The 7370-nt window shown below is 62.4% G+C and carries 12 protein-coding genes; 9 read left to right on the top strand and 3 right to left on the bottom strand.

The window, feature by feature from the left end:
* A partial coding sequence (locus VZ95_RS11305; RefSeq protein WP_045775934.1) for a Bax inhibitor-1/YccA family protein occupies nucleotides 1-445 on the top strand: 445 nt, incomplete at its 5' end.
* Nucleotides 446-698: 253 nt separating this feature from the next.
* Nucleotides 699-932 carry a hypothetical protein gene (locus tag VZ95_RS24095; RefSeq protein WP_156995249.1) on the top strand — a complete coding sequence of 78 codons (234 nt, stop codon included), beginning with the start codon at nucleotides 699-701 and terminating at the stop codon, nucleotides 930-932.
* Here the strand turns inward: VZ95_RS24095 and VZ95_RS11295 are convergent.
* Nucleotides 929-1474 carry a cysteine hydrolase family protein gene (locus VZ95_RS11295; RefSeq protein ID WP_045775931.1) on the bottom strand — a complete coding sequence of 182 codons (546 nt, stop codon included), beginning with the start codon at nucleotides 1472-1474 and terminating at the stop codon, nucleotides 929-931. The genes VZ95_RS24095 and VZ95_RS11295 overlap by 4 nt on opposite strands.
* 101 nt (nucleotides 1475-1575) lie before the next feature.
* Here VZ95_RS11295 and VZ95_RS25525 point away from each other — a divergent pair, with 101 nt between their 5' ends.
* Both VZ95_RS25525 and VZ95_RS25520 read left to right on the top strand, forming a co-directional pair.
* Entirely contained in the window at nucleotides 1576-2028 is a 453-nt protein-coding gene (locus VZ95_RS25525; protein WP_198148246.1) for a DJ-1/PfpI family protein, read from the top strand.
* Nucleotides 1962-2534 (top strand): GlxA family transcriptional regulator, encoded by a 573-nt coding sequence (locus VZ95_RS25520; RefSeq protein WP_198148245.1) that lies wholly within the window; start codon nucleotides 1962-1964, stop codon nucleotides 2532-2534. The genes VZ95_RS25525 and VZ95_RS25520 overlap by 67 nt, the downstream gene beginning before the upstream one ends.
* On the opposite strand, the gene VZ95_RS11285 is transcribed toward VZ95_RS25520, so the two are convergent.
* Complete coding sequence (locus VZ95_RS11285) at nucleotides 2531-3601, bottom strand: saccharopine dehydrogenase family protein (RefSeq protein WP_045775930.1); 1071 nt, start codon at nucleotides 3599-3601, stop codon at nucleotides 2531-2533. The two genes, VZ95_RS25520 and VZ95_RS11285, sit on opposite strands and share 4 nt — an antisense overlap.
* Before the next feature lie 214 nt (nucleotides 3602-3815).
* On the opposite strand from VZ95_RS11285, the gene VZ95_RS11280 reads away from it, so the two are divergent.
* Genes VZ95_RS11280 through VZ95_RS11270 form a run of 3 tightly spaced genes read left to right on the top strand, consistent with a single transcriptional unit; the run spans nucleotide 3816 to nucleotide 5956 of the window.
* Nucleotides 3816-4730 carry a sulfite exporter TauE/SafE family protein gene (locus tag VZ95_RS11280; RefSeq protein WP_045775929.1) on the top strand — a complete coding sequence of 305 codons (915 nt, stop codon included), beginning with the start codon at nucleotides 3816-3818 and terminating at the stop codon, nucleotides 4728-4730.
* Nucleotides 4727-5461: a TIGR02186 family protein gene (locus VZ95_RS11275; protein WP_045775928.1), complete on the top strand. Its 735-nt coding sequence runs from the start codon at nucleotides 4727-4729 to the stop codon at nucleotides 5459-5461. The genes VZ95_RS11280 and VZ95_RS11275 overlap by 4 nt, the downstream gene beginning before the upstream one ends.
* Before the next feature lie 24 nt (nucleotides 5462-5485).
* On the top strand, nucleotides 5486-5956 hold the full coding sequence (locus VZ95_RS11270; protein WP_045775927.1) for a universal stress protein: 471 nt from the start codon (nucleotides 5486-5488) through the stop codon (nucleotides 5954-5956).
* On the opposite strand, the gene VZ95_RS11265 is transcribed toward VZ95_RS11270, so the two are convergent.
* A complete protein-coding gene (locus VZ95_RS11265; RefSeq protein ID WP_052711688.1) occupies nucleotides 5953-6405 on the bottom strand; it encodes an urease accessory protein UreE in 453 nt (150 codons plus the stop codon). The genes VZ95_RS11270 and VZ95_RS11265 overlap by 4 nt on opposite strands.
* Before the next feature lie 97 nt (nucleotides 6406-6502).
* Between VZ95_RS11265 and VZ95_RS11260 the strand changes: the two genes are divergently transcribed.
* Together VZ95_RS11260 and VZ95_RS11255 are read left to right on the top strand one after the other, a co-directional pair.
* Nucleotides 6503-6715: a hypothetical protein gene (locus VZ95_RS11260; RefSeq protein WP_045775926.1), complete on the top strand. Its 213-nt coding sequence runs from the start codon at nucleotides 6503-6505 to the stop codon at nucleotides 6713-6715.
* Between the two features lie 30 nt (nucleotides 6716-6745).
* Nucleotides 6746-7370, top strand: a 625-nt coding sequence (locus VZ95_RS11255) for a CobW family GTP-binding protein (protein WP_045775925.1), incomplete at its 3' end; no start/stop codon positions are given.

The raw sequence follows: 7370 nt of genomic DNA, 5'->3' as shown, positions 1-7370 counted from the left end.
GCAGGCCGTGTTCTGGGGGTATTCGGCGCTAATGGGCGTGTCGATGGCCAGCATCTTCTTGGTCTTTACCGGCCAGTCGATTGCGCAGGTCTTCTTCATCTCGGCGTCGGTGTTCTTGACGGCGGCGGTTTACGGTTACACGACGAAGAAGGACCTTACCTCCATCGGCAGCTTCCTGCTGATTGGCATGGTCGGTATCTTCATCGCCGGGATCGTGAATATCTTCCTCGGCTCCAGCATGATGAGCATGCTCATCTCGATGCTCGCCGTGGTGATCTTCACGGGCCTCACCGCCTTCGACGCCCAGCGCCTGAAGGAAGAATATGCCGAAGGCTATGGTCACGAAAGCCTGATGAAAATGTCGTTGATCGGGGCACTGTCGCTCTACCTCAACTTCATCAACATCTTCACCGCGTTGCTCAATCTGATGGGCGACCGCGAGTAGGCTAAGAAGGTCACTTGACCTAAGTTAAGACCCGGCGCGACACTGTCGCGCCGGGTTTTTTAATGGATTGAACAATGGGCGTGCGCGCGCTGACGATGGGACTTCTGCTGGTGGCCGTGAGCCTGAGTGCGACGGCGCAGCAAACCACGACGCCCTATAATCCGGCCAAAGGCTCGCGCACCGCCGCCGATCAGAAGCCCCAACCCTATCCGCTGAATAATTTCTACCAGCCGCCGCCGACCCCGACCCGAGGTTGGCCGCACGACGCGCCCCCCACGCCTATCTTTATGCGCCGTGTCTGGATGCGAAAGTGGCCGCGCTCGCCGGGCTTCCGCGCGAAACGGCCCTGGCCAAGGTGCGCACGATGAACCTGATGCAAGTGCGCGTGCTGGCCGTCGAAACCCCCGTGACGTACGAGCGCGTACCCGAGCGATTGACGCTGATTGTCTCTGCCGCCGGCACCGTCCGCCGCGCCTTCTGCCGCTAACCTAAATACGCCTCCGCCGTAACCACTTTCGCGAAGCCGAAGGCCAGGGCGGCCATATAGGCGGCCTGGACCTGGGCTGCCGGAATGACCTGATCGCCAAAGGTCAAATCGAGCGTGGCGCAGGCGTCGTGAATCACCGTCACGCCATAGCCGAGGTCGGCGGCGGCGCGTGTGGTCGAATCGATGCAATTCTGGCTCATCGAGCCCAAGATCACGAGATCGGTCACGCCGCGCCCGTCGAGTTCGGCTTTCAACGGGGTCTCGCGGAAGGAATTGGCGAAATTCTTCACGATGACCGTTTCGCCCGGCAGCGGCTGCACGCTGGAATGGATTGCCGCACCCTCGGAGCCCGGCACGAAGAAGGGCGCGTTCGGGCGCGTGATTTCGTGGCGGATATGGATTACCGCATCCCCCGCTGCACGCGCGGCGGCGAGAATCTGCGCGGCCTTTTCGGCGGCCTCGGCCTGCCCGGCCAGGGGCCATTGACCCCCTGCAAAATAATCATTCTGGATATCGACGATAACGAGGGCGCGCTGGCTCATGTTTTTTCTCCTGGGGAAGATGGCTTCTGTTGCCAACCCTAGCGCCGCCGTGCCAGCGTGGCGATTGGCGAAACTGACATTCTTCGGGCTGAAACCGACATATGCGCCTGCTGGAAATCGGAATTTTGCGCTATCCCGGCGCGCAACTGGCGGCGATCTATGGGCTGACGGACCTTTTCGCCCTGGCCAATCGCCGGGCCGAGGCGCTGCTCACCGAAACCGGGCCGCGCCTGCGGGTAAGCCATTGGCAGGCCGACGTCGGCGAGATTGGCTGCACCTTCGACACGCACCCCGGCCCGGTGAACAAACCCGCCTTTCTGCTAATGCCTCCAGCCTTAGGCGACCCGATTGCGCCGGAGGCCGCCGCCCCGCTGGTGCCCTGGCTTCAGGCCCAGCACGCGGCGGGAACCGTGCTCGCCTCAATCTGCGCCGGGGCCTTCGTTCTGGCCGAAACGGGCTTGCTCGCCGGACGGCGCGCGACGACCCATTGGTCTATGCGAACGCCTTCGCCGCCCGCTTCCCCGACGCACGGGTTGAGATCGACAAGCTCGTGATCGATGATGGCGATTTGCTGACCGCAGGCGGGTTAATGGCCTGGACCGATTTAGGCCTTACCCTCGTCGCGCGGATTTTTGGGGCGGCGTTGATGCTGGAGGTCGCGCGCTATCTGCTGGTCGACCCCCCTGGCCGGGACCAGCGCGCCTATGCGGCTTTCAGCCCGCGCCTCGATCACGGCGATGGGGCGATTGTCAAAGCCCAACAGGCGCTGCACCGCAGCGCCGGACGGGGCGACACGACGCGCAGCTTAGCGGCCGAGGCCGGGCTGGAGGAACGTACTTTCCTGCGCCGCTTTCAGAAAGTTACCGGCCTGACGCCCACGGAGTACCGCCAACACATCCGTATCGCCCGCGCCCGCGAGCCGTTGGAGCGCAGCAACCTGACCATCGATCAAATCGCCTGGGAGGTTGGATACGAAGACCCCGGCGCCTTCCGCAAAATCTTTCACAAGATCCTGGGGCTGACGCCGGGGGAGTATCGGCAGCGGTTTCGCGTAGGTTAGGCGTAGACCTTACCGAAGCGGTTCGCGAGGAAGGCTGGCAGCGACACGTCTTCCTGGCGCACGAAGCCCGTTTGCGGCAGGTGGTTGCTGTTCTTCAGGTCGATCACCGCGCAGGCCGCCGCCGCCGTGGTCAGTTCGATGGCGCTAAACTCGCGCTCCCCGACCATCTGGCCGGAGATCGAGCGGGCGAAGCTGGTTTGCATCAAACGGCCCTTCTGGAAGCCGGTTGCGGTGACGAACACCACGACCACATCCTGACGGGTTTGCGGAATCGCGCCTTCCAGAATTTCCTTCAACAGACCCCGGCGGCTCTTCAGGTTCAGATCTTCCAGAATAAGGCGCATGGCGGCGCAATGGCCGGGGAAGCGGATGGTTTTATAGGTAAGGGTTTCCACCTGGCCTTCGTAGGTTTCGCACAGGCTGCCGACCCCGCCCGAAGTGGTGAAGGCTTCGTATTCGACGCCATTGATGGCGAAATGCTCCAGCCCTTCCATCGGCGGCACCGCGACGCGGTGGCTGTCCATAATCACATCGCAGGGATTGAGATATTCGTTAATCAGCCCCTCGGTGCTCCAGGTCAGATTATAGCCGAGGCCATTGGCGGGATATTTCGGCAGCGCGCCGACGCGCAAACGCAACTCGCGCAAACTGTCGAACTGGCTGGCGAGATCGTGGGCGACGATGGAAATCACCCCCGGTGCCAGCCCGCACTGCGGCACGAAGGCGGTCGAGGCACCTTGCGCCAGATGGCGCACGCGATTGGTGACGGCAACATCTTCGGTCACATCGTAATAATCGAGCCCATAGGTGCGCGCGGCGTCGGCGATATGGACGTTGACTGCGAACGGCCCGGCACCGACGACGGCCCCCTGACCCTTCATCGCCTCGGCCAGCGCGTGCGCATCGGTCGAATCGACGGCACGGGTCTGCACGCCCGGCACATCGAACGCGGCGAGCGCCGCCGGGTTCACATCGCCAATCGTGACCTGATACTCGCCGGTTCCCTGCAACAAAGCCGCCATCGATGTGCCGATGCGCCCGGCCCCCAGAATCAAAATCTTATGCATTGCAGCCCCCTGTTTATCCTGTTGCGCCAGAGTGTGCCGGGGGGCAGCGTCGGCACGCCACCCGGCGAATCGTCGGAATGAGCGAAAGTTTCAGCGTTTCGCCGGAAAAGATCGGCACTTTATCGGATCTGGCAAAAACAGATGAAGCCGCGCTCAAAAAGGCTCATAAGCTAAGCCTGCCGGGCACGGGACTACCGGAAGTGAGTGGAACGGGATGCAGGTCTATCTGCCGATCGCCGAAATGTCGATTAACCTTCTGGTGTTGCTGGCCTTGGGCGGCGGCGTGGGGTTTATCTCGGGCCTCTTCGGCATCGGCGGTGGGTTTTTGATGACGCCGATTCTCATTTTTCTCGGCGTGCCGCCTGCCGTTGCCGTGGGAACCCAGGCGAATCAGCTCGTCGGCGCATCGCTCTCCGGCGTTCTCGGCCATTGGCAGCGCGGCGGGGTCGATGCGCGCATGGGCGGGGTGATGCTCGGCGGCGGCGTGGTTGGCTCGGCCTTGGGCGTGTGGATTTTCGGCCTCTTGCAGCGCTTGGGCCAGATCGACGCCGCTATTTCCATTCTCTATGTGATCGTCTTGGGCAGCGTCGGCGGCTTGATGCTGATCGAGAGCGTCAAAGCCTATCGCGCCGCGCGCAACCCCACGCTTCCCCTGCGCCGCCTGCATCAGCATTTGTGGATGCACGGGCTGCCGTGGAAAATGAAGTTCCCGAAAAGCCGCCTATATATTTCAGTGTTCGTGCCGATCACCATTGGGTTTTTGAGCGGTATTATCGTCGCCATCATGGGGGTCGGCGGCGGCTTCTTTATGATTCCGGCGATGGTCTATATCGTCGGCATGCCGCCAAGCGTGGTGGCGGGAACCTCGCTGTTTCAGATTATTTTCGTCACCGCCATTACTGCCACCCTGCAAGCGGTGACGAACCAAACCGTCGATGTGTTTCTGGCGCTGCTACTGCTGATCGGCGGAATCGTCGGCACGCAAGTCGGGCTGCGCTTCGGGCTGAAACTGCGCGGCGAGCAGTCGCGCATGCTGATGTCCCTGCTGATTTTGGCGGTGGCGGTGAAGCTGTTCTTCGATCTGATTCTGACCCCGGCAGATATGTTCGCGCTGGAGGTGCTGCGGTGATCCGCCTGCTGCTGGCCCTGGCGCTGCTCTATAGCCCGCTGGTGCGCGCCCAAGCGGTGCTGGCCGATGTCACCGCGCCGCTGGTTGCCATCACCACCGGCTTCAGCGGCACCGATGTTACTATTTTCGGCAGTCTGGAAGAGGCGGGGGCCGATGTGATCGTGGTACTGCGCGGCCCCGGCCAAACCCTCAGCCTGCGCCATAAGGAGCGCGTGTTCGGCCTGTGGCTGAACGGCCCGGCGCAGCGTTTCGCCCAGGTTCCGGGCTTCTATGGATTGGCGGCGACGAAACCCGTTACCGGCCTGCTCTCACTGGAAGACCTCAATCAGAACCGCCTCGGGCTGTCGGCCCTGCAAGCCAGCCTGGAGCACCAGCCCGAGGGGGGCGACGTGCTAGAGACCGACCGCGCGGCGGTTATCGCCGAGCTTGGCAAGCGCGGCTTGATCGTGCAAAAACCGGAGCCGATCCGGCTGCTGGCCGGGCGCCTGTTTAAGGTGAGCTTCGCCTTGCCCTCCAATGTGCCGGTGGGGCCGTTTCAGGTCTCGGTCTATGCCGTCAAAGACCGGCAGGTGATTGGCATCATCACCACGCCGCTCGTCACCAGTCAGGTCGGCATTGCCGCCGATGTGCATGATTGGGCCTATCGCGAGCCCTTGATTTACGCCCTCGCCTCCCTCAGCCTTGCCGTGCTGATGGGAGCTTTGGGCTTCTGGGCGTTCCGCGCCCGTTAAAATGAGCAACGAGGAGGCGTAAGCATGCCCCACGATCATCGGGTTTTTCTTGTCGTCGTAGACGATAGCCCCGAACTCAATACCGCCCTGCATTTCGCCTGCCTGCGTGCGCGGCATACCGGCGGGCATGTGGCCTTGCTCTATGTGATCGAGCCCATTGACGGCCAGCAATGGCTATCCATCGAACACCTGATCCGCGCCGAAAAACGCGAGCAGGCGGAACAGACGCTACAACGGTTGGGCGGCGAGGCGATCGACTGGTCGGGCCGCATCCCGGCGCTCTATGTCCGCGAGGGCGACCGGCGCGAAGAACTCTTGCGCCTGATCGAAGAGGATGAGTCGATCTCGATTCTTGTGCTCGGCGCAGGCACCGGCAACGAAGGCCCTGGTCCGCTAGTCTCCCATGTCGCCGGGCGTGTGGCGGGGCGGCTGCGCATTCCGATTACGATTGTGCCGGGGGCGTTGACGGATTCACAACTGTCGCTGTTGGCCTAACCCCGCCGACGCGGCGGCCTAATCAGTTCCGAAAGCTCCGGCGTGAACACCCGCTTCACCGGCTCGCCCTCCGCGCCTAGGCCGGAAACCAGCCGCCGATTGGCAGGGCTGTCGGGGATAATCACGCCGCCGGTCTGAATTTCCAACGGCACGCCGCGCGCGCCCAGGTGCCAGGACAGACGCGCGGTGACGATAGCATCGGCGCAACTCACCAGCAGCACCCGTTCTGGCACCGTGCGCACGAGATAATGGGTGCCGGTTTCGGTCACGAGCGCGTCGCCATCGTTCAGCAATTGATCGCGTTCGACGGTGACGGTCAGCGTATCCGCGCCCAGCTTCAGCCGTTGCCGCCCGTGGCGCTGCTTATGGGTAACGGGCACGACGCCCGCTGCCGCCGCGAGCGCCCAGGTTCCGCGCAGTTTGATCTGCTGAATGGGGAGAATAGCCATCAGGTGAGAGTATGAATCTGGCGCTTTTGCCGCAACCCCCCTTGCCGGAAGCCCTCACCTGCGGCACCTATGCAGAAAGTGATTGCGGATGAGAGCCATGTCGAACGAACCTTCCCCACCGGGACGCTATAATCTGCTGCTGCTGTGGATGCTTGCCTCGGCGCTTTGGGTGGCGGCGATGCTGATCTACACGGCCTATACCCGCCCTGCGCCCAGCTTTGCCCTCATGGGGCCGCTCACCCTGGGCGTGCCGATGGCGGCTTTAATTTTCGGCCTTGCGGCCCGATATGTGACACGCCCTCGCCGCTAGGCGATTTTCGATCAAGCGAGACCTCGACCGATGCTGCAACTGCCCGTTACCATTCTCACCGGCTTCCTCGGTTCGGGGAAAACCACGCTGCTGAACCGTATTCTGACCGAACCCCACGGCAAAAAATACGCCGTGGTCATCAATGAGTTCGCCGAACTGGGGATCGACGATCAATTGGTCGTGCAGTCCGACGAAGAAGTGTTCGAGATGAACAACGGCTGCATTTGCTGCACCGTGCGCGGCGATTTGATCCGCATTATCAGCGGCCTCATGCGGCGCGGGCGCGAGTTCGATGGGATTATCGTCGAAACCACCGGCCTTGCCGATCCGGCCCCGGTGGCGCAGACCTTCTTCGTCGATCCCGACGTGAAGGAAGCCGCCAAGCTCGACGCCATCGTCACCCTGGTGGACGCTAAACATTTCCTCGATCACGTTGGCGATGGGCATGAAATCGTCGAACAAATCGCCTTTGCCGATGTGCTGCTGCTGAATAAGGTCGATCTTGTGTCGGCAGAAGAACTGGCGGCGGTGGAAGCGCGCGTGCGCAAAATCAACGCGTTTGCGCCGCTCTATCACACGCAAAACAGCGAGATCGACCTCAAGCAGATCCTCAACCGGGGCGCGTTCGATCTGAACCGCATTCTGGAGCAGGAGC

The organism is Elstera litoralis (assembly GCF_000963705.1).
GTDB classification, from domain to species: domain Bacteria; phylum Pseudomonadota; class Alphaproteobacteria; order Elsterales; family Elsteraceae; genus Elstera; species Elstera litoralis.
Note: the sequence above shows the minus strand (reverse complement) of the source record. Positions and strands in the feature narration are given on the sequence as shown.

What these genes read in the sequence shown, in the direction of transcription:
- VZ95_RS11295 (WP_045775931.1), bottom strand. Translation starts at nt 1,474, where the DNA reads ATGAGCCAGCGCGCCCTCGTTATCGTCGATATCCAGAATGATTATTTT.
- VZ95_RS25525 (WP_198148246.1), top strand. Translation starts at nt 1,576, where the DNA reads ATGCGCCTGCTGGAAATCGGAATTTTGCGCTATCCCGGCGCGCAACTG.
- VZ95_RS11285 (WP_045775930.1), bottom strand. Translation starts at nt 3,601, where the DNA reads ATGCATAAGATTTTGATTCTGGGGGCCGGGCGCATCGGCACATCGATG.
- VZ95_RS11280 (WP_045775929.1), top strand. Translation starts at nt 3,816, where the DNA reads ATGCAGGTCTATCTGCCGATCGCCGAAATGTCGATTAACCTTCTGGTG.
- VZ95_RS11270 (WP_045775927.1), top strand. Translation starts at nt 5,486, where the DNA reads ATGCCCCACGATCATCGGGTTTTTCTTGTCGTCGTAGACGATAGCCCC.
- VZ95_RS11265 (WP_052711688.1), bottom strand. Translation starts at nt 6,405, where the DNA reads ATGGCTATTCTCCCCATTCAGCAGATCAAACTGCGCGGAACCTGGGCG.
- VZ95_RS11260 (WP_045775926.1), top strand. Translation starts at nt 6,503, where the DNA reads ATGTCGAACGAACCTTCCCCACCGGGACGCTATAATCTGCTGCTGCTG.